This window comes from Bradyrhizobium sp. Kon56 (assembly GCF_055807635.1).
Window position 1 is genome coordinate 354,950 of sequence record NZ_JBVVOU010000005.1, and the last position, 23,852, is coordinate 378,801.

Consider the following 23,852-nt stretch of genomic DNA (forward strand, 5'->3'; position numbering starts at 1 on the left):
ACGCATTTCAAATTGGCCTCAGCGCCGCCGGTGGCAAGGCTTGCTCGCAACGTCTAACAACGACTAACGAGCCAAAAACCCCATCCGATGCAATGATGACGGCAGAACCGCGCAGCCAGATCGGGAACACGCAATGGCACGTCTGCTTTCGGTCAATGTCGGCCTGCCGCGCGACGTCGCTTGGCAGGGTCGGACCGTCCACACCGGCATCTGGAAGGCACAGGTCACAGGCCCGCGCAGGGTGCGCCGGCTCAACATCGATGGCGACGGCCAGGGCGATACGGCCGGTCATGGCGGCGAACATCGTGCCGTATTCGTCTATCAGGATGAATCCTACCGGTACTGGCAGGAGCATCTGGGTCGATCGAACCTCGTTCATGGCCAGTTCGGCGAGAACTTTACGGTCGAGGGCCTCGCCGACACCAACGTGTGCATCGGAGACCGCTACAGGATCGGCTCCGCGGTGTTCGAAGTGACGCAGCCGCGCGTCACCTGCTACCGTCTCGGCATTCGCATGGACGAGCCGGACATGGCCGCGCTGCTCGTCAGGCACGGGCGGCCCGGATTCTATTTCCGTGTGATCGAGGAAGGCGACGTCGAAGCCGGTGACGAGATCACACAGATCGCTGTGGGACCCGAGCGCATGAGCGTGTTCGAGATCAATGCGCTGCTTTACCTGCCGCCTCATCCGCGCGAACGCCTGGAGCGCGCGCTGCGGATTCCCGCGCTGAGCCGCGGCTGGCGCCGTTCTTTCGAGGCGCTGCTCGAGCAGCAGAAGGACAACAAGACCGCGGGAAACGCCGGGCTTGGGCCGGCGGCGAGCCCAGCTCCGGCCTGGCGCGGATTCCGCTCCTTTCGCGTGGCGCGAAAGATCGCCGAAAGCGGCAACGTGACGTCGCTGATCCTCGAACCCGCCGACGGACATCCCGTGGCGGCCGCCCTGCCCGGTCAATTCGTCGTCATCAAGCTCGAGCCCTCCGGTGCGCAGGCGATGACACGCAGCTATTCGCTGTCGGGCGGCGCCGATGCCGCGTCCTATCGCGTCAGCATCAAGCGCGAAGTTCACGGCGCCGCCAGCCGTTACATTGCCGACGAGCTGCTGGCCGGCGCTGCCGTGCAACTAGGTGCGCCACGCGGCAGTTTCACGCTCCGGCAAGATGCACGCCCCGTCATCCTGTTGAGCGCCGGCATCGGCGTCACCCCTTTGCTCGCAATGCTTCACGCGCTCGCCGCCGAAGCGACGACGCGGGACGTGTGGTGGCTGCACGGCGCTCGCAATGGCCGCGAACATGCGTTCGCCGCCGAGGCGCGCGAATTGCTAGGTGGGCTCTCTCGTCACCATAGCCACGTCTGCTACAGCGCGCCTGACCCGGACGATCGTCTCAATGTGGCGTTCGACACAGCCGGACATCTCGACGCACGCCTGCTCCAGACCCTGAGCGTGCCGCGTGACGGCGATTTCTATCTGTGCGGACCGGCAGGTTTCATGAACGATCTGAAAGCTGGCCTCACCACGTTGGGCGTCGCACCGGATCGCATCCACACCGAATTGTTCGGCGCCGGACCGTCCTTGACGCCCGGCATAGCGTCCTCCCCGCAGAAGCGGGCGCACCCGCCGATCGGTGCCCCCGGCCCCGGCCCGATGGTTTCGTTCGCCCGGAGTGGCCTCAATGTCCGCTGGGGACCATCCTATGCCAGCCTGCTGGAATTGGCCGAGGCGTGCGACGTCCCCGTGCGCTGGTCGTGCCGGACCGGCGTCTGCCACAATTGCGAGAGCGGGTTGATCGCGGGGACGGTTGACTATGCGCCGGATCCGCTCGATCCGCCGGCGGACGGCAATGTCCTGATCTGCTGCTCACGACCCCGAAACGACGTCGTGGTTGATCTGTAAAAGTGGGAGAGCGCAATGCGACCTGACATGATGCCGGGAGTAACCTTCCCGGATTACGAACTCAGCGACCACACCGGCAAGCACCGGAAGCTCTCCGAACTGCAGGCGGGCGATCCAATGGTGCTCGTGCTCGGCCGCGGCGGATTTTGTCCCAAGGATCGTCGCCAGGCCGAAGGCTTGCTGCAACTCCATCGCGAGATGGAGGTGGGCTATTGCCGGATGGTCACGATCACGACCGACAACATCACCCAGACCAGCGAATATCGCAGCGGCGTCGGAGCGCACTGGCCCTTTCTCTCGGATTCGCGGCGCCTCGTTCAGAAGGATCTCGACATCGCCGAATACACCGACCCCGTCCACAATCCGATGATTCCGCACGTGATCGTGCTCGAGCCCGGCCTCGTCATTCACAAGATCTACAACGGCTACTGGTTCTTCGGCCGTCCAACCGTCGAAGAGCTCCGCCAGGACCTCAGGGCAGTCGGCATGAAGTGCCGGCCGGATTGGGACATCGCGGCGCCCGGCCTCAGGGCACTGTGGGACCAGGGCCGCAGGGAGCATTTTCATCCCTACGGCAAGGCTTACGTCGAAACTCTCGGCGAACGGGATTAGAACCACATTCCGACATCGTCCGCTCGGGCGAATGCCGGTTCGGAATGTGGATGATCCAGATGAAGACCAATCCCGCGCCCCGTGCCGACCGCATGGGCGCGCGCCAGATCTACGAAGTCCTGCGGGATCAGATCATGGCACGGGTGTACGGGATCGACGGGGTGCTGCCGTCCTCCCGCGCGCTGGCCGGTGAGATGGGCGTGGCGCGCTCGACCGTCACGATCGCCTACGAACAGCTCGCCGCCGAAGGCTTCATCGAAACACGCCATGGCGCGCGACCGCGCGTGGCTCGCGCCGTCGTCGAGCGAGGACGCACGCGCGTAGTGTCGCGGCCGTCGGCGCGGAAGGTGCGGCTGTCGGCCTTCGGGAACCGGTTGCTTCAAGACCCGCCGCGCTGGTCCGAGCCGCCGCGCGGGCTGGTCGCGAACTTCCGCTATGGCGAGCTCGCGCCGTCGGATTTCCCGGTACTGGCATGGAAAAAGGCCGTGACCGCTGCGATGGCGCGCAAGCCCGAGCGGCTGGCCTATGACGATCCCTGCGGGGCGCTGCGGCTGCGGACCGCGCTTCAAGGCTATCTCTGGCGGTCGCGTAGCGTCCGCTGCGAGGTCGATCAGATCGTCGTCGTCAACGGCTCGCAGCAGGGCCTCGACATCTGCGCGCGCCTGCTGCTCGATGCCGGCGACCGCTTCGTGATGGAGGATCCCGGCTACCAGATGGCGCGGCATACTTTCGCAGCGACGGGCGCCGAGACGATCCCGATTCCCGTCGACGTGGATGGACTGGAGACAGCGCGGCTCGATGGCGTCGAAGCCCGCCTCGCCTATGTCACGCCGTCGCACCAATATCCGCTCGGCGGCGTCATGCCGATCGGCCGCCGGCACCAATTGCTCGCCTGGGCCAGGGCAAACGACGCCTACGTGATCGAGGACGATTACGACAGCGAGTATCGCTACGATACCAAGCCAATCCCGCCGCTGCACGCGCTGGAAGGCGGCGGCAATGTGATCTATCTCGGCACCGTCTCCAAGACGCTCTCGCCGACCTTGCGGATCGGCTTTCTGGTGGTGCCCTCCGCCCTGCGATCCCTGATCGCCGCCGCCAAGCAGATCATGGACCGGCACACGCCGCTGATCGAACAGGACGCTCTCGCGTCGATGCTGGAAAGCGGCGCCTATGACGGCCACATCAGGCGCGTGCGCCGGCGCAACGCCGAACGCCAGCGGGCGCTGCTCGACGCGCTTCGCCGCAGGTTCGGGGACCGCGTCCGGATCGAGGGCACGGCCGCCGGCCTGCACATCGTGGCGTGGTTCGACGACCTGCCGCAGAAGCGAGAGGACGCGTTGATCAAGGCGGCCCGTGCAAAGGGCGTCGGCATCTATTCCGTCTCTGCGCTGTTCGTCGGACCTCGCCGACCGCGGAAGACGGTCGGCCTCGTCATGGGCTATTCGGCATTGGAGGTGGCACAGATCGAGCGCGGCTGCAGGCTTCTCGCACAAGCCGTCGCCGAACTGGACTGATCAAATAGACGATAACTGGCAGTTTCTTACAGGCCAGATTCCGGCTATCTCCAGAGCAACACCGGAGATAGACATGTACATCCCTCCCGCCTTCAAGGACGACATCGAGAGCATCCGAGCGACCATTCGCGGCGCCCGCCTCGCCAGCCTGGTCACGGCCACCAGCGAAGGCCCCGTCGCCACGCCGCTGCCGCTGCTTCTCGACGAGAGCGAAGGCGAACATGGCGTGCTGTACGGACATGTGGCGAAAGCCAACCCGCAATGGAAACTGCCGCCGATCGGAGATGCGCTGGCGATCTTCAGCGGTCCCGACGCCTATGTGACGCCGTCCTGGTACGCGACCAAGCAGGAAACCGAAAAGGTCGTGCCGACCTGGAACTACGTCGCGGTGCATGCCTACGGCCCGGTCGAATTCTTCCAGGAGCCCGAGCGCCTGCTCGACGCCGTGACGCGGCTCACGAATAGGCATGAAGGATCGCGTGCAAAGCCGTGGGCCGTTACCGATGCCCCCGAAGATTTCATCGCAACTCAGCTGCGCGGAATCGTCGGCGTGCGCATTCCCGTCGTGCGGTTCGAAGGCAAGCGCAAGATGAGCCAGAACCGTCCCGAGGCTGACCGTGTCGGCGTCGCGCAAGGTCTCGCAGCGAGCGAGAACGCTGGTGATCGCGAGGTTGCGCCATTGATTCCGGTTCCGGTTTAGTGGCCACTTGGTTCCCGACACTCGCTGTCGGGAACCATCGTCCTGTCAGGTTCGTTGATACATTTCAGCAAGCATCTCCTGACGGGATTCCTATGTGCCGCTGGATCGCATACCGGGGCGAGACCACGTCCTTCGAGCCCTATGTCACCGAGCCCGAGCATTCGCTCATCGCGCAAAGCATCCGCTCGCTCCAGTCGACGGCGGGCTCGAATGGCGACGGCTTTGGTCTCGGCTGGTACGGTGAGCATCCGGAGCCTGGTCTTTATCGTGAAACACGCCCCGCTTGGTCGGACGAAAATCTCCGCTACCTCTGCCGCCATTTGCGCTCGCATCTGTTCTTCGCCCATGTGCGCGCCGCCACCGGCACGGCAGTGACGCGGCAGAACTGCCATCCCTTTGCCTGCGGCCAGTGGATGTTCATGCACAATGGTTTCGTCGGCAGCTGGAATCGCCTACGGCGCAAGGTCGAGGCGCTGATCCCCGATGCCTACTACCCCTCGCGGACAGGCACGACCGATTCGGAAGCCGTGTTTCTCGCCATGATGGGCGCGGGTCTCGACGCCGATCCGCTCGGCGCAACGCATCGCGTGCTGCGAGCCCTCGTCGGCCTCGTCAACGAAGGCGAGCTTCGTGAGCGGCTACGCTTCACCAGCGCCCTCGCCAACGGCCGTGATCTCTATGCCTTCCGGGTTGCGGTCAACGATGCCGCCAACACGCTCTATTTCCGCGAGGCTGGCGGCCAAGTCATCGTCGTCTCCGAGCCGTTCGACAAGGAAACAGACTGGACGGAAGTGCCCGCGAATCACGCGCTGGTCGCACGTGCGTCCGAGAGCGCGAAAATTGTTCCGTTCGATCTTGCCATTTCCAGTGAGGTCGACGCGGAACCCGCTCCTGCCAGAAGGATTATCGCCCGCGGGTAAATACCTTGGCCGGGTGGCACGATGACATTGGCGTCAGACGTCTTGAAACTGCTGCGGCTTGATTCCTCCGAGGACAGGCAGCACCTCGTCATTCGCTCGGCCGGCGGACGCGGCAAGGCTGCGGAATATTCGTTCGGTATCGAGGAGGAATACTTCCTCGCCGATCGCCGCAGCCTGGAGGTCGCGATCCAGACCCCCAATGAGCTATTCGAATCTGCGAATTGGTCGACAGGCGGCCAGGCGATGCGGGAGATGTTACAGTCGCAGCTCGAGGTCGCCACCAACGTGCATGTCGACGTCGCCGACGCGCGCGAAGAGCTTCGCTTCCTGCGTCGCGAAGTCGCAAACGTCGCGGCACAATACGGCTTCGTGATCATGGCCTGCGGCACGCACCCGACCGCGGTCTGGCGCATGTCGCAGCCGAGCCCGAAGCCACGCTACGAGGAGATGATTGAGGATCTGCGCAGCATCGGCCACCGCAACCTGATGTGCGGCATGCACGTGCACGTCCAGTTGCCCGATCCCGAAAAGCGCATGGCGGTGATGCGAGCGATGCTGCCGCATCTGCCCTTGTTCATCGCCCTGTCGGCCTCCTCCCCGTTCTGGAATTCACACAAGACCGGACTGAAGGGCTATCGGCTCGCCGCCTATTCCGAGCTGCCGCGCACTGGCCTGCCCGAATTATTCGAGAGCCGGCAGGATTACGACGAATATGTCGGCGCGTTGCAGCGCTCGGGCGTGATCCCCGATGAAAGTCACATCTGGTGGGCCATGCGCCCCTCGATGAAGCACCCGACCCTCGAGCTGCGTGCGCCCGATACCTGCACCTTCGTCGACGACGCCGTTGCCATTGCCTCGCTCTATCGCTGCCTGACCCGCTATCTCTACCTGCGACCTCATCTCTCGAAAGAGGTCACCGCGGTCGAACGCGCAATTGCGGTGGAAAACAAATGGCGCGCCCAGCGCTACGGCACCGATTGCATCTTTGCCTCCAAGGACGGGCCGGTCGAGATCTCCGAGCTGCTCTCCCGTGTGATCGAGCACATCGCCGAAGACGCCGCCGCGCTGAACTGCATGGCCGAGGTCGAACACTGTCGCACCATCGTCGAACGCGGCAGCTCGGCCGAATTCCAGCTTCGCGCCTTCCGCGACAATGCGGAAGATATCGCCGCCGTGTCGCGCTGGATCGCAGACGCGACGATCTCGGGCACGAGCACCCCCGCCGCAGGCGTTCCCGCGCCTTCATAGCGCCCGCGCAAGCTTCGCGAGCAACAATGTCGGTCCTGAATGCGTAAGGTCGCGGAGAGAACGATGAATCACGTCAAATGTTGCGCTGGCTGTGGCCATGGCCTCATTCCGATGCTCTCGGCCAAAGGGCGCGCGGAGCTCAGCTGCCTCTGGTGCGAGCTCATCGAGGCGCGTGCAGTGGACATGGCGAAGTGGGCTGACAGCCCGTACGGCAAGCCCGAGCGGACCGTCCGTCGAGCTTTCGAATGAACGGCTTCAGACACCCGGCCGCCGACTTCTCCTGATCGGCGCAGCTGCGCATCCGCGCCAGAATGCCGCCAAATTAGACAAGACACGTCTCGTCACCAGGATTGCAGACTGGGCGAACATGGCCATGCAGGCTGGTCAAGCGTGTCATCTAACCTCAAGTGCAACCTCGATTTTTCATCGCGTGGCGGCGAGTCGCAAAGCCTTGCGTGCCGCGCACCGCCTCGACTGGCCTAAAATTCGCAAGGCAGCATCAGGCCTGATCCCCTGCTCTCAGCAAGATGCGTGCGCCGAGACAGGGTGAGCGGGCCAGATCGGAGAATGCCATGAACGTGCATGCCACCGGCGATCTCAAATTCACCGGCCTCACCCGCCCGGACGGCGCGCCCCTTCGCCTCAACGATCAGGAGTTCGTGGCGATCGATCGCGACCGGAATGCGAAGTTCGAGGCAACGTACCGGCCGCAGGCCCTCTACAATCGCGCCAACGAGGGTTTCCACGCCAACAACGAAACCTTCCTGCTGCACGAGGTCGCGACCAATCTGCCGATCTATCTGCCCGACACCGGCCCTACCGACTTCCATCTTCATCTGCCGCCGGGCGGCTTTCAGCTCGTGCTGGTCACGTCGGGCGCGTTCACGTTCGACTATGACGGGCGCTTCTATAATGTCGGCCCCGGCGCGGTGATGCTGCAAAGCGCGATCGTGCACCGACAGCTGTTCTACACCTGGTCGGGACTGTCGACCGAAGAGAATCTGAAGACGCCGCAGACGGTGGTGCCGGATCCAATCTCGATGGGCTATTCGGGCAAATTCCTCGAAGCCTTCATCACTGACCCGACGACGTTTCCAAACCCGACCATCGTCGGTCCGGACCAGATCAACGAAGCCGAGACGCCGCGGGTGGCATGGAGCCACTCTCTGCATGATCGCCCGGTCGATGCAGGCTTCTGGCTCCAGGACCCCTTGGCGCTGGATGCGCTGTTCAAGCCGCTCACCGACAGCCCGATCAAATCGGCCATGCCGGTTTACGTGCGCGATATCGGGATCGAGGCTCCGAGCGGTCACCTCGTCGCCGGCCACATCATCGCAACCGATCCGCGCGGCCAATCGCTCTTGTCCAAGAGCACGTCGTCAGCGGCGGACACCACATGTTTCGCCAAGGGCGAGGTCGTGATCTACCGCGTGATCCGCGGCACGGCCGAATTCAGGAACAAGACTGGCGAGACCTTTGAGCTCGCGGCCGGCGATGTGGTGACGGCGGGCAAGAACGCCACAAGCCTCGTCGGTGTTGGTGAGAACACGCAGGTCCTTCGGCTCGGCCTTCTCAAGGGCATGAACGACCTCCGCAGCTGGACGCCGACGCAACGCGACGAGATCGACGGCCTCGCCGGTCAGATCATCACGCAGAAGGACATCCGTCCGCTGCGCACCGAGGGCAAGCCGGTCGGATACCTGTACGGCTGAGCGGAGTTACTCCGCCGCTTGGCGGACGTGGCGGGCGGTCGGGGTGCGCATGGTGACGAGCTCTTCGGACGCGGTCGGATGCAGCGCGATCGTCGCGTCGAAATCGGCCTTGGTCGCCTTCATCTTCACCGCAATCGCGACTGCCTGCGTGATCTCGGCTGCGGCATCGCCGACGATGTGACAGCCGAGCACACGGTCGGTTGAACCATCGACGACGAGCTTCATCAGCACGCGGGTATCGCGGCCCGACATCGTCGCCTTGATGGGCCGGAACGTGGTCTTGTAAATGTCGATATGGCTGAATTGCGCGCGGGCTTCCGTCTCGGTCAGGCCGACGGTGCCGACCTCCGGCTGCGAGAACACGGCGGTCGGGATGTTGGCGTGATCGACCTGCACCTCGCGCTTGCCGAACACGCTGTCGGCGAACGCATGGCCCTCGCGGATCGCGACCGGCGTCAGGTTGAAGCGATGGGTGACGTCGCCGATCGCGTAGATGCTGTCGACCGAGCTCTTGGAGAAATGGTCGACCGCGATGCCGCCGTTCCGCGGGTTGATGGCGACGCCGGCCTTCTCCAGGCCGAGATTGGCGACCGCGGGATGGCGGCCGATCGCGAACATCACCTGGTCGGAGGCAAGGCTCGATCCGTTCGACAGATGCGTGGTGAATTCCTCGCCGTGCCGATCGACCTTCGTCACCGTGCAGCCGGTCAGGATGGTGATGCCCTGCTTCTCCATCTCGGCGCGGACATGGGCGCGAACATCCTCGTCGAAGCCGCGAAGAATGTTGTCGCCGCGATAGATGACTGTGACGTCGGAGCCGAAGCCGGCGAAGATGCCGGCGAACTCCAGCGCGATGTAGCCGCCGCCCTGGATCACGATCCGCTTCGGCAGCTTGGCCAGGTGAAACGCCTCGTTGGAGGAGATCACGTGCTCGATGCCGGGAATCGGAGCGCCGTGATTGGGCGCGCCGCCGGTGGCGATCAAAATGTATTTTGCAGTGATCTTCCGGTCGTTCTCGAGCAGGCGGACGGTGTGCTTGTCCTCGATCACCGCGCGGCTCTTGACGATTTGCGCGCCCGACTTCTCGACATTGGCGGTGTAAGCCGCCTCCAGACGCGCGATCTCCTTGTCCTTGTTGGCGATCAGCGTCGGCCAGTCGAAGGTCGCAGACGGAACGGTCCAGCCAAAGCCGGCGGCGTCCTCGATCTCATGGCGGAAATGCGAGCCGATGACGAACAGCTTCTTCGGCACACAGCCGCGGATCACGCAGGTCCCGCCCATGCGGTACTCTTCCGCGATCATGACGCGGGCGCCGTAGCCGGCCGCGATGCGGGCGGCGCGCACGCCGCCCGAACCGCCACCGATGACAAAGAGGTCGACGTCGAATTCAGCCATTGTCCACTCCGACCTCTTTCAGAACATGATCCGGATTCCGATCAGATAGGGACTGTCAGATCTCCTTGCCACGCTTGCGCATCTCGGCGCGGAAGGCACCCATCACGGTCTCGGAGAAGTTCTGAGCCCAGGAGTTCATGAAGGCCATGCTCAGCCCGATCGCGCGCGGCTCGGCTTCGATCAGCTTCTTGCCCAGCGGCGACTTGTAGAAGGTGACGAGATCCTTCAGCTCCTGCTCGGTGAACTCGCTGGCATAGACCTGCGCCATGCCTTCTCCGATCTCCTTTTCGCGGCCTGCCAGCTGCTGGTTGACGACCCCGGCGACCTCGGTGAGATCCTTCTGATAGTTGAGGTTCTGCTGGATCAGCGCGATCCTGGTCTTATCGACCAGGCCGGGCACGGCGTTGGCATACATCGCACTGGCGTTCTTGATCGCGAGGATCTCCTTGGCGGCCGCGATGGCCGTCGGCGACGATTTCGGCGGAGCCGCCTGCTGGGCCCCGGCCGGGGCGACCGAGAGGGCCAGTCCCACAGCGAGGGTCGCGACCGGCAACAATTTCAAAACGCTCTTCATTCCTAGTCTCCTTTCGGCTTTCGCCGTTCAATCACGCGAATTCCCTCGCCACCCGCCAAGACAGCCGAGCTGGCCAAGCCGATGAACAAACCATGCTCGACGACGCCGGGGATCGCGCTCAACGCCGTGGCGAGGCGGGCGGGATCCTCAATCTTTTCGAGCTGGGCATCGAGGATCCAGTGGCCGCCATCGGTGACGAAAACGTGGCCGTCCTTGCCGTTGCGGACCGCCATCTGCCCGGAAACGCCGCATTCCGCAAACGCCTTCTCGATCGCGCGTCGCGTTGCGCCGAGCCCGAACGGGATGACCTCGACCGGCAGCGGAAAGCGGCCGAGTGTCGGGACCCATTTGGTGTCGTCGGCAATCACGATCATGCGATCCGAGGCGGCCGCGACGATCTTCTCGCGCAACAGCGCACCGCCGCCGCCCTTGATCAGATTGAGTTCGGGATCGATCTCGTCGGCGCCGTCGACGGTGATGTCGAGATGATCGATCTCATCCAGCGTGGTCAGCGGCACGCCGCAGCGGATTGCATCGAGACGCGTCGCCTCGGAGGTCGGCACGCCGATCACTTTCAGTCCGGCGCGGACCCGCGCGCCGAGCAGCTCGACGAAATGTTTTGCAGTCGAGCCGGTCCCAAGCCCGAGCTGCATGCCGTCTCGGACGTCCTCGAGGGCGCGCGCCGCTGCCTGCCGCTTCAACTGGTCCATGTTCACGTTGCGCCGTCCCTGAATTACGAGTGTGCTGCCTCATAGGCTCGCGGCGGCCTGTGTAGCCTCGTTTTCCCTCGGAGAACAGGGTCTGGGGAACCGGCCTCCGGACCCACCTTATAAGGTGATCTTATGGCTTCGGCCCTTGCGCGGGCGGGGCCGGGCCGGTAGCGCTGGACCATGACCCCCTCCCACACCATCGTCTTCGATCTCGACGGCACGCTTGTGGATACGGCGCCCGACCTGATCACCGCGCTCAATTACGTGCTCGACCGCGAAGGGCTGCCGCCCGTGCCGATGGCCTCGGCCCGCAACATGATCGGCGCCGGCGCCCGCAAGCTGATCGAGCGGGGGCTGGAGGCCGAGGGCCGCAGCGTCACGGTTGCCGACATGGACCGGATGACGGCCGATTTCATCGCCTATTACGCCGACAATATCGCCGTCGAATCCAGGCCGTTCGAGGGGCTGGAGGCCGCGCTCGACCAATTTGCGGTCCAAGGCCATCGTCTCGCGGTCTGCACCAACAAGCTGGAATGGTTGTCGAAGCGCCTGCTGGATCAGCTCGACCTGAGCCGGCGCTTCGCCGCGATCTGCGGCGCTGACACTTTTGGCGTCCAGAAGCCCGATCCGACCATTTTCCGGGAAACGGTGGCGCGGGCCGGCGGCGAGGTCAAAGCGAGCATCATGGTCGGCGATGCCGGACCCGATGTCGGCGTGGCCCGGCGCGCCGGAGTTCCCGTGATCGGGGTCAGCTTCGGCTATACGGACGTGCCGATCGCCGAGCTGAAGCCGGACCGGCTGATCCATCACATGCGCGACCTGCCGGCCGCCGCCAGCAGCCTGATGACTGCGCAGGAAACTCTCAAGTAGCTGAAATAGTTTGATTATTCCGCAGAATCCCGCATTAACCATCTACTAACTATGCGCGGCCCGCCGGTTGCTCGCTGGAAGCGACGCTCCTAAGTTCGCGTGGAGTGTGGCGGTTCGTCGCAGCAAAAGTGGATGGTCCATGCGTCGTGTCATCTCGTTTGCGTTAGCTGGAGTAAGCGTCATCGGGGCGACAAGTCTTGCCGGCTGCTCCTCAATGTCTTCGACTTCCTGGGACATGTTCAAGTCGGCCCCGCCGATCGACCAGGTCCGGCTCGAATCCAATCCCCCGGGCGCTGACGCCACGACCTCGCTCGGACAGGGCTGCAAGACCCCCTGCTCCGTGTCGGTTCCCGCCCCCGACGCCCCCTTCACGGTCGCTTTCGCGCTGCCGAAATACCAGCCAGTAAGCGTGCCGGTGAACGTCATCAGGAATCCCGGTGACTTCACGACCCCCGCCTCGATCACCACCGACCCCAACCCGGTTTTCGCGGAGCTCCAGCCGGCCGTTCCGCCAAGACCGGTCCGCAAGCCGCACCGCCCGAAGAAACCGAAACCGGCGGCGGCCGCGGTCGCCCCGGCTGCTGCCGCACCGGCTGCGGGCTCGCCTTTCCCCGATCCGAACGCGGGCAAGCGCTGACCTCCGTCATCCCCCATTTGTCTCTGACGCATTCGATGCTTAGATTGCTTCCAGGACACCGCTGAAGCAAAACTGCTCGCGTTGCCGCAAGTGACAAGGCATTTGGTATGAACGGACTTTCCGCGAGCCCCCTGTCGAGCACGATGACCGATCCGTTCGGACGGACCATCTCGTATTTGCGCGTCTCCGTCACCGACCGCTGCGACCTGCGCTGCTTCTACTGCATGTCGGAAGACATGACGTTCCTGCCCAAGGCGGACCTGCTGACGCTGGAGGAACTCGATCGGCTCTGCTCGGCCTTCATTGCCAAGGGTGTGAAGAAGCTGCGGCTCACCGGCGGCGAACCGCTGGTCCGCCGTAACGTGATGACGCTGGTGCGCTCGCTGTCGCGGCATCTCAAGAGCGGCGCGCTGAGCGAGCTGACGCTGACCACCAACGGCACCCAGCTTGCGAAACATGCCAGCGAGCTCGCCGATTGCGGCGTCCGCCGCATCAACGTCTCGCTCGACACGCTCGACCCGCAAAAGTTTCGCGAGATCACCCGCTGGGGCGAGATCGACAAGGTGCTGGAAGGCGTTGAGGCGGCACGCGCCGCGGGCCTCGCGGTCAAGATCAACGCCGTGGCGCTGAAGAACCTCAACGAGGATGAACTTCCCGACCTGATGCGCTGGGCCCACGGCAAGGGCATGGGGCTGACGCTGATCGAGGTCATGCCGATGGGCGAGATCGGATCGGGACGAATCGACCAATATCTGCCGCTGTCGCTGGTGCGCGCGCGCCTTGCCCAGCAGTTCACGCTGACCGATCTGGCCGAGAGCACCGGGGGGCCGGCGCGCTATGTCAGCGTCGCCGAGACCGGCGGCAAGCTCGGCTTCATCACCCCGATGACCCATAATTTCTGCGAATCCTGCAATCGCGTGCGCGTCACTTGCACGGGAACGTTGCACACCTGCCTCGGCCACGAGGATGCCTCCGATTTGCGCAAACCTCTGCGTGCATCGGACGACGATTCGCTGCTTGCGGATGCGATCGACCGCGCCATTGGGCTGAAGCCCAAGGGCCACGATTTCATTATCGACCGCCGCCACGACCGCCCCAGCGTCTCCAGGCACATGAGCGTCACCGGCGGCTAACATCGGCTGGCCGGCCGCGGCTTATTCCCCTTAACTATCAACAAACTTCCGATTGACTGGCGGCACGCTCGCTGGTTTGGTGCGGCAGCCTCATGCCTGCGCGGCGAGACAAGCCAACGCGCCCACTCGGCGCAGCCAAGACGGCCGGGGCAAATCGGGGAGGACCAATCTTGCAAGCGCTCCTGAAGCTGAGCAATGGAATTGACGCGTTCACACGTTGGACGGGCAAACGTCTGGCTTGGCTGATCCTGCTCGCCGTCGTCATCTCGGCGCTGAATGCGATCATCCGAAAGACATTGGACACGTCCTCCAACTCGTGGCTCGAGCTGCAATGGGTGCTTTTCAGCATCGTGTTCCTGCTGTGCGCGTCCTGGACGCTGCTCGACAACGAGCACATCCGGATCGACATCTTCAATAGCATGATGCCGAAACGGGCTCGCAACATCATCGACATCATCGGGCACATCTTCTTCCTGATCCCGCTGACCGTTGTCATGATCGTGACCGGAATACCGTTCTTCCTGCGCTCGCTCCAGATCAACGAGCAATCCGGCAATGCGGGCGGCCTGCCACAATGGCCGGCAAAAGCGCTGATCATGATCGGCTTCGCCCTCCTGCTCGTTCAAGGCATATCCGAGCTGATCAAGCGAATCGCGATCATGCGCGGCATGATCCCGGACCCACACGAGTCGCAGGTGTCCGCACTGGAGGCCGAGGTCGAGCACCTCGTCGAAGCGATCGAAAAGAAGTAGCCGTTGGCGACGGTTTAGGGGGAAGTCATGACCGCGTTTATTATCGCCAATCTGGCGCCCATCATGTTCGCGACGCTCGTGATCGTGCTGCTGCTCGGCTACCCGGCAGCATTTTCGCTCGGCGCCGTCGGCCTGTTCTTCGCCATCATCGGCGTTCAGCTCGGCCAATTCCACCCGGACTTTCTCCAGGCCCTGCCGGAGCGCGTCTACGGCGTGATGAACAACGACACGCTGCTCGCCATTCCCTTCTTCACCTTCATGGGATTGGTGCTCGAGCGCTCCGGCATGGCGGAGGATCTGCTCGACACCATCGGCCAGTTGTTCGGCACCATCCGCGGCGGCCTCGCCTACGCGGTGGTGTTCGTCGGCGCGCTGCTTGCGGCGACCACCGGCGTCGTGGCGGCCTCGGTGATCTCGATGGGCCTGATCTCGCTGCCGATCATGCTGCGCTACGGCTACGACCGCCGCGTGGCGACCGGCATCATCGCGGCCTCCGGCACGCTGGCGCAGATCATTCCGCCCTCACTCGTCCTGATCGTGATGGCCGACCAGCTCGGCAAGTCGGTCGGCGACATGTACGAGGGCGCATTCATTCCGGGCCTGGTGCTCGCCGGCCTCTATGCAGGTTACGCGTTCCTCGTGACCATGATTTTCCCGAAGGCGGCGCCGGGTCTTCCCAAGGAGGCGATCGGATTCCGCGAGGAGAGCGGCGACCGCGGCCTCAAGTCGCTCGGCGTGCTGTTCCTGGCGAGCTGCGTCTTCGGCTGGTTCATGATGCGGAATTCGGAGACACACGGCGCCGACTTCGTCGTGCTCAGCATGTTCTTCGGCATTCTCTTCGCGTTCTTCGTCGCCATCGCGAACTGGGTCCTCGACAAGCTGACGGGCTACCGCTTCCTCTCGAAGATGGCGCAACAGACCACCTTCGTCATGGTGCCCCCGCTATTCCTGATCTTCCTGGTGCTGGGCACGATCTTCATCGGCGTCGCGACGCCCACCGAAGGCGGTGCGATGGGTGCAGCCGGCGCCCTCATTCTCGGAGCCGCGAAGCGGCGGCTGACCTGGGACCTGATCCGACAGGCCACCGAATCGACGGCGAAGCTGTCCGCGTTCGTCGTCTTCATCCTGGTCGGGGCACGCGTGTTCTCGCTCACCTTCTACGGCGTCAGCGGCCATGTCTGGGTCGAGCACCTGCTGACATCCCTGCCCGGCGGCCAGATCGGCTTCCTGATCTTCGTCAACGCCTTCGTCTTCGTGCTGGCGTTCTTCCTCGACTTCTTCGAGCTTGCCTTCATCGTGATCCCGCTGCTCGGGCCGGCTGCCGAGCATCTCGGCATCGACCTGATCTGGTTCGGCGTCATCCTGGGCGTCAACATGCAGACGTCGTTCATGCATCCGCCGTTCGGATTTGCGCTGTTCTATTTGCGCTCGGTCGCGCCGAAGGAACGTTATACCGATCGCGTCACCGGCAAACGCATGGAGCCGGTCACGACGGGACAGATCTATTGGGGTGCGGTGCCGTTCGTCGTCATCCAGATGATCATGGTGCTGCTCGTGATCATGTTCCCGTCGATGGTGATGCACTACAAGGGCGTGCAGTCCACCGTCGATCCCAACAGCATCAAGATCGATATTCCCCAGATCGATCTGCCGCCGCTCGACTTCGGCCAGCCGAAGCAATAGCGCCCGGCCCGCCTGCAAAAAAGAACCCGGAGCGAAAGCTCCGGGTTTTTTCGTTTGGGCCGATCGTGCGCTCTGCGATCAGCTCTGCGAGTTGCGCGCCATGAAGTTGTCATAGCCGACTTCGGCGACCTGGAACCACTGATATCCGTTGTTCGAGAACGCGGTCAGCGATTCGTAGACCTTCTTGAAGTCCGCGTTGGTAGCCGAGACTTCGGTGTGCAGCTCCTTTGCCGCCTTGAAGCAGGCTTGCATGACCTCGGGCGAGAACGGATGCAGCTTGGCGCCGGCCGCGAGCAGGCGCCGCAACGCCGGTGGATTGGCCTGGTCGTACTTCGCCATCATCCAGTTGTTGGCGTAGTGCCCCGCCTGCTCGAGGATGCTCTGATAGTGCTTCGGCAGAGCATTCCACTTGTCCTGGTTGACGAAGGCGAGCAGCATCGGCCCGCCTTCCCACCAGCCCGGGAAGTAATAATGCGGCGCGACTTTCACGAAGCCGAGCTTCTCGTCGTCATAGGGCCCGACCCATTCCGCTGCGTCGATGGTGCCCTTCTCCAGCGCCGGATAGATGTCGCCACCGGCGATCTGCTGCGGCACCGCGCCGAGTTTGGCCATCACTTTTCCGGCGAAGCCGCCGATGCGGAATTTCAACCCGCTGAAGTCCTGGGGCGTCTTGACCTCCTTGCGGAACCAGCCACCCATCTGACAGCCGGTGTTGCCAGCAAGCAGCGAGACGACGTTGTACTTCTTGTAGAACTCGTTGAGAATCTCCCTGCCGCCGCCCAGCATGTACCAGGCCTGGTTGATGCGCATGTTCGGTCCGAACGGCACGGCCGAGCCGAAGGTGAAGGTCGGGTCCTTGCCGAAATAATAATAAGACGCGGTGTGGCCGATTTCGCAGGTGCCGTTCTGCACGGCATCGAGCACCTGAAGGCCCGGCACGATCTCGCCGCCGGCAAATGTCTGAATCTGGAATTTGTTGTCGGTCGCTTCCGCGACCATCTTGGCCATCATCTCGGCGCCGCCATAGAGCGTGTCGAGCGATTTTGGCCAGCTCGTCGGCATGCGCCATTTGATCTCGGGCGTCGTCTGCGCGATCGCTGGAGCGGCGAGCGTGGCGACACCCGCCGCACCAAGCCCGGTGACCTTGATGAAATCTCGTCTTTTCATGATTTCCTACCCTGATGGATTGTGACGGTGGGCCTTCTTGCCGAGGCTTGGAGGCCAGCATGGAACATGTGTCGTCCGATTTCCATCCCTCACGATGTGAGGGACGAAAATGCCCAGCTCCCGCGCCATCCGGTCCTACGACTTTAGGCTTAGACGGCCCGCGGCCCTGGCCGTTCCCATCACGCCCGCCTCGGCCGGGCATGACGGGCGCGCCGGGCACGTGACAAGCGCCGGAAACACGGGCATACCGCGCCATTCCCCCAACCTAAGGCCGCCACGCATGTCGCGATCCTACCCTGCTCCATCGCTCGTTGGTTCGTTGATCGCGTCGCTCTGGCTGGGATGTGCGGCAATGCCGGCGCATGCTGAGCTGAGCGCGAATGTCATGGCCGACGTCCATGCGTTGGCGCAAAAGGAGCAGCAGCCGCTGCTCGACACGCTGCGCGATCTCGTCAGCATCGAATCCGGCAGCAAGGATGTCGAAGGCCTTAACCAGATCGCCGAGCGCGTTGCCGGCCAGCTCAAGCAGCTGGGCGGCACGGTGGAGATCCTCGAACCTACCGACGTCTATCGCCTCGACGACACACCCGAGAAGATCGGCCCGGCCGTACACGCCGTATTCAAGGGCACCGGCAGCAAGAAGATCATGCTGATCGCCCACATGGACACCGTGTACCTGAAGGGCATGCTGAAGGATCAACCGTTCCGCATCGACGGCGACAAGGCCTACGGCCTCGGCATTGCCGACGACAAGCAGGGCGTCGCGCTCATTCTTCATACCGTGGCGTTGCTGCAGAAGCTGAGCTTCCGGGACTACGGCACGCTCACGGTGCTCACCAATGGCGACGAGGAGATCTCCTCACCGGGCTGGCGCAGCACCATCACCAGGTTCGCTGCGGATCAGGATGTGGTGTTCTCCTTTGAAGGCGGCGGTACCGACGGCACGCTGCGGCTGGCCACCAGCGGCATCGGCTCGGCCTATCTCACGGTGCAGGGCAAGTCGTCACATGCAGGCTCACGGCCCGAGGGCGGCGTCAACGCGCTGTACGAGCTCTCCCACCAGCTCCTGCAGATGAAGGACCTGTCCAAACCAGAGCAGGGCCTGAAACTGAACTGGACGGTCTCCAAGGCCGGCACCAACCGCAACGTGATCCCCGCGGAGGCCACGGCCCAGGCCGACGCACGTGCACTTAAGGTCACCGATTTCGACGAGCTCGAGAAGACACTGCAGGAGAAGATCAAGAATCACCTGCTGCCCGAGTCCAAGGTCGAGCTGAAATTCGAGGTGCGCCGTCCGCCGCTGGAAGCCAACGACGCCTCACGTCGAGTCGCGGCCCACGGCAAGACGATCTATGGGGAGATCGGACTGCCCCTCAAGGTCGACGAGAAGGCGACCGGCGGCGGCACGGATGCGGCGTTTGCCGCACTCAAGACCAGCGGAGCCGTGGTGGAAGGCATGGGCCTGTCGGGGTTCGGCGCGCATTCCAACGATGCCGAATATGTGCAGCTCAACAGCATCGTGCCGCGGCTTTATCTGACCACACGCATGATCATGGATCTGTCCACCGGCAAGCTGAAATAGCCCGATCTTCCTTCTCTCCTCACGTCCGCCGAAGCCTTGGCAAAGGCGGATGTGGGAGAAAGTGGCGCGTCAGCGCAGCGCCGCGTTCAAATCAACGTCGCCTGACTTCTCTGCCAGCCTGAACCGCAGCGTGAACTGCGCGCCGCCGCCCGGAAGATTCTCCACCGCAACCGTCGCCGCGTGATCATCCGCCACGGCGCGCACGATCGACAGCCCGAGGCCGGCGCCGTCGCTGCGCTGGCGGTCGGCGCGCCAGAAGCGGTGGAAGATCAATTCGCGCTCGGCTTCCGCGATTCCCGGCCCGCAATCGCGCACGCGCACCGCGCCATCCTCGCTCACATCGACATCGACCGACGTGTCCATTGCCGTGAACTTGATGGCGTTTTCGGCGAGATTGAAGATCGCGCGCTGGAGCATCACCGAATTGCCGTGGATCAGCACCGGCGCCTCGGTGCCCCTCAGCGCGATATCCTTGTGCTGTGCGATCGCGAGCGGCGCGATCGAACCGACCACCTCGGCGCAGACCGCGCGCAAATCCGCGGTCTCGCCGGGATCGAGCACCAGCGTGTCGAGCTCGGCGATCTCCAGTAGCTGCGCGACGATGCGGCTCATGCCCTCGATGTCCGCATGCAGCGCATGCCGTGCGGCGCCATCGCCGAGCGTCTCGATCCGCGTGCGCAGGATCGCGAGCGGCGTGCGCAATTGATGCGCGGCGTCGGCGGTGAACTGCCGCTGCACCCGAAAGCCGTCCTCGAGGCGGTCGAGCGCCTGGTTGACGGCGGTGACGAGCGGCATGATCTCGCGCGGAATCTGCTCCGTCGGCAGGCGGATGTCCGTGCGCGCCGGGCCGATATTGCTCGCCTCCTCGGAGGCCTTCCATAGCGGCGCAACAGCGCGGCGAAAGATGATGATGTCGATGCCGAGCAGGACCAGCAGGATCGGAATGGTGATCCATCCGACCCGCCGGAAGAAGTTCGATACGATGTCGTCGATGATGACGTCGCGGTGCGCGAGGTCCTCCGCGACGCGAATGCGTATCACCTTGCCGTCGATGGTGCGGGTGACTCCGGCCCCGGAAATCGTTTCGGAGAGCGGCGGTGGCGCGGCCGCCGCAGTGCCGGTCTTGCGCCGCGACGAAAACAGCAGATTCCCCCCGGCATCGCGAATGTCGTACTGGTAGCGGCCATAGGCTTCTGAATAAAGGCCCTTGAGACTGTCCGGCAGGTTGAACGTCAGCAGCCCGTCGGGCTGGGCGACGATGCGCTCGGCCAACACCTCGGCCTGCGCGCGCATGGCATCGCGATGCAGCTGGTCGATCTCTGAATTGAGCAGCCAGAACAGCACCAGCGGCAGGAAGATCGCGACCACCGCGACCGCCACGATGTGCAGGAACACGATGCGCCAGATCAGCGATTTGAACGTCGGCGACCTCCCATGGATCCCGGCGCGGAATCCGGCGTGAGATCCGATCCGGGCCACGCTATTTCTCCTCGGCCATGAGATAGCCGACGCCACGGATGGTGTGGATCACGACCTTGGCGCCATGCTCGGCGAGCTGCTTGCGCAGCCGCGAGACGTAGACCTCGACCGCGTTAGAGGCGACCTCGCCATCGAGGCCGAAGATGTGGTCCTCGACGTTCTTCTTCGGTACCACCCGCCCCTGCCGGCGCAGCAGGATCTCGAGCACCGAGGTCTCGCGCGCGGAGATGATGCGCGGCTGGTCGTCGACGAAGATCTGGCGGCTCTCGGTGTCATAGACGAGGTTGGCGAGGCGCAGCGAGCGGCCAAGCAACTGGCCCGGACGGCGCAGGATCGCCTCCAGTCGCGCCACCAGCTCCTCCATCGCGAACGGTTTTGCGAGATAGTCGTCGGCGCCGCTGCGCAGGCCGCTGACACGATCTTGCAAGCCGCCGCGCGCGGTCAGCACCAGCACCGGCAACGGCTCCATCTGCCGGCGAAGCTCACGCAGCACCGACAGGCCATCGCCGTCGGGCAGTCCGAGGTCCAGGATCATCGCGGCATAGCTGACGCTGCTGACCGCCTCGCGCGCTTCAGCGACGCTGCCGACGATGTCGCTCTCATAACCGGCCGCCGACAGCCCGCCGGCAACGAGCCGCGACAGCTCGGCATTGTCCTCGACGATCAGAAGGCGCATCGCATTTTCCCGCGGGATGTTCCGGTGTCACCGCACGGCTTCCGCCGCATCTTCGCTGTCTTCCATCATCCGGGGCATCTCGGCCAGCGAAAAAGCACCCGGCGGGCCGGCCGCTCCCTTCCGTCAGGTTCCTGTAAGCCAGTCCGGGCACGAGCGGATGAGTCGCGGATGGCCCGGAAATTTACCTCCTTGGGCCCCGCCGCCGTCGGCCCTGCCGAGGAACGAACACCCCCGCGAACCGTTCAACTCAGCTGCAACATTTCTCATTTGATGGGGCGTCGTGCAGACCACCTAAGGTAATGCACATGCGCCTTGCACGACGAACACGTTCCAGCTCCCTTCTATCCGATTGCTTGGGCGCCATCACGCGACATCCAGGCGCCGCCGCGTTTGCTGCCGCAGGTACCCTCGTTGCGGCTACCGCAATCATAAACCGGCGGCTCGCGAACAAAGCGCAACGCGATAATCCTCCGCAGGGTCGGTTCATCGACGTCGAGGGGGTTCGCCTGCACTATTTGGAACGCGGCAGAGGCAAGCCGCTAGTCTTGTTTCACGGCAATGGCAGCATGGTCCAGGATTTCGTCTCGAGTGGATTGATCGATCTCGCAGCCGAGAGCTACAGGGTCATAGTGTTCGATCGTCCCGGTTTTGGGCATAGCTCGCGGCCAAGGCACGTCGTCTGGACTCCGGATGCCCAGGCGGACCTGTTCAAGAAGGCCCTCGATCAGTTGGGCGTCTCTCAAGCGATTGTCCTTGGCCATTCATGGGGAGCGTCGGTTGCGGTTGCGCTGGCGACAAGACATCCTTCGTTCGTGCAGGCTCTCGTATTGGCCTCGGGCTATTATTTCCCGACTCCCCGCGCGGACAGCGCGGCGTCGGTGCTGTCCGCCCTACCGGTGGTCGGGGACGTCATCAGCTCCACGATTTCGCCGCTAGCCGGTCGGATGATGTGGCCCGCGATGTTGCGCAAGCTGTTTGGCCCCCGGCCGGTCCCGAACAAGTTCGCCGGCTTTCCGAAAGAAATGGCGTTGCGCCCATCACAGATGCGGGCCACAGCGGCCGAAGCGACGATGTTGATCTCCGCCGCATTCTCAGGTTCGAAGACTTATGCAGAACTCAAGATGCCGACGATCATTATCGCGGGCCAGAACGATCGTCTGATCGATATCAAGCAGTCGGTCAGGCTGCATGGCGAGGTCAAGCAGAGCAAATTGCACCGGATCGACGGAGCGGGACACATGATTCATCATTCCGCAACCGCTGATGTGATGGCGGCCATCGACGAAGCTGCTGCCGAGGCCGTGTTGACCCATGGACGGGAAGGCCCAGGCGTTTCGCGAAGCAACGCGTAATCGCTCACGAACAACGCCGCTGATCGCCGTCGGCGAACCTCACGGCTCGTTTGCGGAGGATCGCTTCTGAGCCAACTCGGGCGCGGGACCACACTTCAACCCGCCCTCTCGGTCGAACGGAGACCTTTTCGACCGGGTATGGTATCTGTCGATCGCCCGTTGGCCGAGGTGCCGATTGGTCAGATAAAGCGGGAAAACGAAGCACAATGGTTCCTAGCCAGGTGACGATGCCCTTGTGGCACGAAAAGCACCTCCGGGCTGCCACTCGCGCCGCCGGTGTCGCTCTATGGTCCTGGAACGTTGATACCGACGCCATCACCATGGATGAACCCGCGTACGACCTTTGGGAGGTGCCCAAGGGCGAGCAGAAAATTACGTTCGAGATTCTGTCCAAGAACATCCACCCCGCCGATCTTGAGAGGGTGAGATCGGCATTTGCCGCTACTCGCGCAGTCGTAGGCTCTTACGAGATAGATTTTCGTATTCTGACCGGCAGCGATATCCGTTGGATTTCCGCGCGGGGCCAGGGCGACGATGCCGACATCGCGGATCGAACGATGTTCGGTATTTTCCTGGACGTCACCCAACGCAAGCAAGCCGAGGAAGCCAACGAGCTCCTGGCGGGCGAGATGAGCCACCGGCTGAAAAACCTTCTCACCGTCGCAACGGCGCTGACGCAAATGAGCTCACGCTCGGCAGCATCAAAAGAGGATATGGCCCAGGAGCTGACCAGTCGCCTGATGGCTCTTGGACGTGCTCAGGACCTTGTGCGCCCGGTACCGGGACGAAATAGAGAAGGGACGCTTCTCGGAGACCTCATCTCTGTTCTGCTTGCGCCGTACGATGAGGAAGGAGCCAGCGTTCGTATTCGTGTCTCGGTCCCCAAGATGAACGTGGGAGAGGCTTCCAGCACAGCACTCGCCTTGGTGATGCATGAACTGGCAACCAACTCTGCGAAATACGGTGCGCTGTCCCTTTCAAGTGGCACCCTGGACGTATCGTGCAACGCTCACGAGGACGAGGTCGTGGTCAAGTGGACGGAGCGGGGTGGTCCCCCCGTTGTCGCTCCAACAAAGCTCGAAGGCTTTGGAAGCCAGTTGGTGCACCGAAGTATGGCCGCCCAGCTTGGCGGGACTATAACTTTTGACTGGTCGGAAGAGGGTGTGGTGGTCATCCTGCGCATGAGCAAAGACCGTCTTGCGAATTGATGTTGAGCTGATTTCCCGCGCCCACTCCTGTCAC

21 protein-coding genes are annotated in these 23,852 nt (G+C 63.5%); 15 read left to right on the top strand and 6 right to left on the bottom strand.

Features of this window, described 5'->3' with window-relative positions:
• Nucleotides 1-133: 133 nt before the first annotated feature.
• The 7 genes from AC0L3B_RS11445 to AC0L3B_RS11475 all read left to right on the top strand — a co-directional run bounded on the left by AC0L3B_RS11445 (nt 134) and on the right by AC0L3B_RS11475 (nt 8,600).
• Complete coding sequence (locus tag AC0L3B_RS11445) at nt 134-1,891, top strand: MOSC and FAD-binding oxidoreductase domain-containing protein (RefSeq protein ID WP_204510893.1); 1,758 nt, start codon at nt 134-136, stop codon at nt 1,889-1,891.
• 15 nt (nt 1,892-1,906) lie between these two features.
• Nucleotides 1,907-2,503: a redoxin domain-containing protein gene (locus AC0L3B_RS11450; RefSeq protein WP_026233787.1), complete on the top strand. Its 597-nt coding sequence runs from the start codon at nt 1,907-1,909 to the stop codon at nt 2,501-2,503.
• A 50-nt stretch (nt 2,504-2,553) separates the two neighbouring features.
• Nucleotides 2,554-4,020: a MocR-like pyridoxine biosynthesis transcription factor PdxR gene (gene pdxR, locus AC0L3B_RS11455; RefSeq protein WP_247297645.1), complete on the top strand. Its 1,467-nt coding sequence runs from the start codon at nt 2,554-2,556 to the stop codon at nt 4,018-4,020.
• Nucleotides 4,021-4,093: 73 nt separating this feature from the next.
• A complete protein-coding gene (locus AC0L3B_RS11460; protein WP_018459369.1) occupies nt 4,094-4,720 on the top strand; it encodes an FMN-binding negative transcriptional regulator in 627 nt (208 codons plus the stop codon).
• 92 nt (nt 4,721-4,812) lie between these two features.
• On the top strand, nt 4,813-5,640 hold the full coding sequence (locus AC0L3B_RS11465) for a class II glutamine amidotransferase (protein ID WP_085352733.1): 828 nt from the start codon (nt 4,813-4,815) through the stop codon (nt 5,638-5,640).
• A gap of 21 nt (nt 5,641-5,661) precedes the next feature.
• Nucleotides 5,662-6,888: a carboxylate-amine ligase gene (locus AC0L3B_RS11470; RefSeq protein ID WP_143275438.1), complete on the top strand. Its 1,227-nt coding sequence runs from the start codon at nt 5,662-5,664 to the stop codon at nt 6,886-6,888.
• A gap of 572 nt (nt 6,889-7,460) precedes the next feature.
• Entirely contained in the window at nt 7,461-8,600 is a 1,140-nt protein-coding gene (locus tag AC0L3B_RS11475) for a hypothetical protein (protein ID WP_018459373.1), read from the top strand.
• A gap of 6 nt (nt 8,601-8,606) precedes the next feature.
• Here AC0L3B_RS11475 and gor read toward each other — a convergent pair whose 3' ends face one another.
• The 3 genes from gor to rpiA are packed head-to-tail and all read right to left on the bottom strand — an operon-like array spanning nt 8,607 to nt 11,285.
• On the bottom strand, nt 8,607-9,995 hold the full coding sequence (gor, locus tag AC0L3B_RS11480) for a glutathione-disulfide reductase (protein ID WP_018459374.1): 1,389 nt from the start codon (nt 9,993-9,995) through the stop codon (nt 8,607-8,609).
• A 55-nt stretch (nt 9,996-10,050) separates the two neighbouring features.
• A complete protein-coding gene (locus tag AC0L3B_RS11485) occupies nt 10,051-10,569 on the bottom strand; it encodes a DUF2059 domain-containing protein (protein ID WP_085352730.1) in 519 nt (172 codons plus the stop codon).
• A gap of 2 nt (nt 10,570-10,571) precedes the next feature.
• Nucleotides 10,572-11,285: a ribose-5-phosphate isomerase RpiA gene (gene rpiA / locus AC0L3B_RS11490; protein WP_473380405.1), complete on the bottom strand. Its 714-nt coding sequence runs from the start codon at nt 11,283-11,285 to the stop codon at nt 10,572-10,574.
• A gap of 174 nt (nt 11,286-11,459) precedes the next feature.
• Between rpiA and AC0L3B_RS11495 the strand changes: the two genes are divergently transcribed.
• The 5 genes from AC0L3B_RS11495 to AC0L3B_RS11515 all read left to right on the top strand — a co-directional run bounded on the left by AC0L3B_RS11495 (nt 11,460) and on the right by AC0L3B_RS11515 (nt 16,354).
• Nucleotides 11,460-12,149: an HAD-IA family hydrolase gene (locus tag AC0L3B_RS11495; protein ID WP_085395850.1), complete on the top strand. Its 690-nt coding sequence runs from the start codon at nt 11,460-11,462 to the stop codon at nt 12,147-12,149.
• A 139-nt stretch (nt 12,150-12,288) separates the two neighbouring features.
• Nucleotides 12,289-12,786: a hypothetical protein gene (locus AC0L3B_RS11500; protein WP_473356795.1), complete on the top strand. Its 498-nt coding sequence runs from the start codon at nt 12,289-12,291 to the stop codon at nt 12,784-12,786.
• Between the two features lie 107 nt (nt 12,787-12,893).
• On the top strand, nt 12,894-13,919 hold the full coding sequence (gene moaA, locus AC0L3B_RS11505) for a GTP 3',8-cyclase MoaA (protein WP_085352728.1): 1,026 nt from the start codon (nt 12,894-12,896) through the stop codon (nt 13,917-13,919).
• A gap of 170 nt (nt 13,920-14,089) precedes the next feature.
• A complete protein-coding gene (locus AC0L3B_RS11510) occupies nt 14,090-14,671 on the top strand; it encodes a TRAP transporter small permease subunit (protein WP_018459380.1) in 582 nt (193 codons plus the stop codon).
• 27 nt (nt 14,672-14,698) lie between these two features.
• Nucleotides 14,699-16,354, top strand: a complete 1,656-nt coding sequence (locus AC0L3B_RS11515) for a TRAP transporter large permease (RefSeq protein ID WP_085352727.1) — start codon at nt 14,699-14,701, stop codon at nt 16,352-16,354.
• A 78-nt stretch (nt 16,355-16,432) separates the two neighbouring features.
• On the opposite strand, the gene AC0L3B_RS11520 is transcribed toward AC0L3B_RS11515, so the two are convergent.
• Nucleotides 16,433-17,521: a TRAP transporter substrate-binding protein gene (locus AC0L3B_RS11520; protein WP_085395849.1), complete on the bottom strand. Its 1,089-nt coding sequence runs from the start codon at nt 17,519-17,521 to the stop codon at nt 16,433-16,435.
• A 280-nt stretch (nt 17,522-17,801) separates the two neighbouring features.
• Here AC0L3B_RS11520 and AC0L3B_RS11525 point away from each other — a divergent pair, with 280 nt between their 5' ends.
• Entirely contained in the window at nt 17,802-19,103 is a 1,302-nt protein-coding gene (locus AC0L3B_RS11525; RefSeq protein WP_247821534.1) for a M20/M25/M40 family metallo-hydrolase, read from the top strand.
• Nucleotides 19,104-19,172: 69 nt separating this feature from the next.
• Here AC0L3B_RS11525 and AC0L3B_RS11530 read toward each other — a convergent pair whose 3' ends face one another.
• Both AC0L3B_RS11530 and AC0L3B_RS11535 read right to left on the bottom strand, forming a co-directional pair.
• On the bottom strand, nt 19,173-20,582 hold the full coding sequence (locus AC0L3B_RS11530) for a sensor histidine kinase (protein WP_317244487.1): 1,410 nt from the start codon (nt 20,580-20,582) through the stop codon (nt 19,173-19,175).
• 1 nt (nt 20,583) lies between these two features.
• Entirely contained in the window at nt 20,584-21,258 is a 675-nt protein-coding gene (locus AC0L3B_RS11535; RefSeq protein WP_027569404.1) for a response regulator transcription factor, read from the bottom strand.
• 305 nt (nt 21,259-21,563) lie between these two features.
• Here AC0L3B_RS11535 and AC0L3B_RS11540 point away from each other — a divergent pair, with 305 nt between their 5' ends.
• Together AC0L3B_RS11540 and AC0L3B_RS11545 are read left to right on the top strand one after the other, a co-directional pair.
• A complete protein-coding gene (locus tag AC0L3B_RS11540) occupies nt 21,564-22,610 on the top strand; it encodes an alpha/beta fold hydrolase (protein ID WP_473380406.1) in 1,047 nt (348 codons plus the stop codon).
• A 206-nt stretch (nt 22,611-22,816) separates the two neighbouring features.
• Nucleotides 22,817-23,818: a sensor histidine kinase gene (locus tag AC0L3B_RS11545; protein ID WP_085385591.1), complete on the top strand. Its 1,002-nt coding sequence runs from the start codon at nt 22,817-22,819 to the stop codon at nt 23,816-23,818.
• Nucleotides 23,819-23,852 lie beyond the last annotated feature (34 nt).